This is a genomic window from Bartonella massiliensis, assembly GCF_902150025.1.
GTDB classification, from domain to species: domain Bacteria; phylum Pseudomonadota; class Alphaproteobacteria; order Rhizobiales; family Rhizobiaceae; genus Bartonella; species Bartonella massiliensis.
On record NZ_CABFVS010000053.1, the window covers coordinates 1 to 2,155 of the forward strand.

At 43.2% G+C, this 2,155-nt stretch carries 1 pseudogene; it reads right to left on the bottom strand.

The features are described 5' to 3' along the window. Nucleotides 1–40: 40 nt before the first annotated feature. A pseudogene (locus FNZ60_RS10500) lies at nucleotides 41–2,155 on the bottom strand (hypothetical protein); the annotation flags it as partial.

Below are 2,155 nucleotides of genomic sequence, written 5' to 3' on the forward strand. Positions count from 1 at the left end.
GGTTATACCCATTGCCATCTAAAAGTAAGTCCCCCCTAAGTCAGTCCCCCTGCCTTGTATAGATACACCAGATTTTTCCGTTGTATCTAGAGCGGGTATTTTTTATGCTGTCTAAAGTGAGATCTTTAGCGAGATCAAATTTCACATTATTGTCTTTTTCGTCTTTCGTAATGTTAAAATTTGCACTGCCAGCGGCTAAATCTAACGCATGGCTTGCATCAATAGCTGTTTTATTTTTACCCTCAATAGAAAGGTCCCAGCTTGGGTTGATAGAATCTTGTAATGCCTTTAACTGGGCAACGTTAACGGCATCATAATCATTCGTGCCAGCGGCAACACCTATAATCTGTCTGGTTTTACCTTTTTCACCTTGCGCAGCATTCCCAATGCTGAGTGCGCCAAGGGAGGATCTCCATGCGTTATCCTCTATATCAGAAAGACGCTTAGTGCTAGGATCATACCCTGCTCTACCACCAACAACATCAGCTACAGAATATGAACCCAAAGCAATGCTGCTCTCAGCTTTCGCTTGTGACTCGGCGCCAAAAGCCATCGCAGACTCAGTATTTTCACTAACTTTGGCCCTGTAACCAAGAGCTAGCGCTTCGATGGAGCTTTTACCAATGCTGGCGCCGCCACCAATGGCAAGAGAATTCATGCTTAGAGCACTAACTTTGGCGCCATCACCAATGGCAAGAGAACCATCAGCAGTCGCTATCGGTTCTTTAAAATTTGCGATAATAGTATTGATTTTTAAACCTTTTGTGGACGCTTTTAGCTGCGCAACATTGACAGCATCCGTATCGTTGGTACCAGCGGCAAGTCCTACAATCTGTCTGGTTTTACCTTGCTCAGCATTCCCAATGCTGAGTGCGCCAAGAGTGGATCTCCAAGCACTGTTCTGACTTGGTAGTCCTATTTCCCCAGCAGGATCATAACCTTCAATGCCAAATTCAACATTCGCTAGAGAATCTGAACCCAAAGCAATGCTGTTCTCAGCTTTTGCTTGTGAGTTGATGCCAAAAGCTATCGCGTTATCAGCACCTTTATGAACACTTGTATTGCTCCCTATAGCGATTGAATTTTTCCCATCCGCTATAGCATCTTTAAAATCTTTGTCATTCGTATTGATTTTTAAACCTTTTGTAGCTGCTGTCAGTTGTGCAACGTTGACGGCGTCCGTGTCACTCGTGCCATTTGCAACATTTGTGATTGTTTTATTTGCAGTATCAATGCCATCCTTAGTGATTTTCGGACCATTCTCAATGGTTATGCTCTTTAAAGTGAGGTCTTGGGCGAGGTCAAATTTTACCTTATTGTCTTTATCACCTTTGGTAATGGTAAAATTTGTACTTCCTGTAGATAAATCTAACACATCCTCCGGCTCAAAGGTTGCAACATCGACACCATTAAGAGAAAGCTGCCACCTTTTTTCTACAAGTGTTCTCATAGCTTTCAGCTGCGCAATATTTACTGCATCGGTATCCTTAGTACCAGCGGCAACCCCTGTAATCTGCCTAGCAGCAGTGTTATTACCCACACTAACTGCACCGTAAACAGATTTCCATGCAACACTATTGTCTTCTGAGACAGTATTTGAGAAAGGATCATAACCACGAACACCACCAGCAACTGTTGCTATAGAATTTGCCCCTAGGGCAACACCATTTTCAATAAATGCATGCGCTTTTAGACCAATAGAAACTGAATTTTCCTGCTGAGCTATAGAATTAACACCTAAAGCAATACTATCTTTACCAGATGCAACTGCAAGCCCTCCAAATGCAAGAGCAGCCTCCCCTGATGCCTCCGAACTAATCCCCATAGCAACACTTGCTTTCCCCGATGCAAGCGCTGCAACACCAAAAGCTTGTGCTCCACCAGCCTTTGCAACCGCATTGGCACCAAAAGCTACTGAATAGTTTCCCGTTGCAGAAGAACCACAACCCGTTGCAAAGGAATAAACCCCTAAAGCTTCAGGCAAAATATTCACATCACCTTGAGTACTATACTGCCCCATATACCCAATGTCATTTTTTGTCAGTCCACTACCTGTCCAAGAAACCTGTTTATTACTCGTGCCATAAGGATGAGTATTCTTCCCCCATACATTATTCTGGATAAATCTATTAAATTCTTCTTCTGCAGATATTGG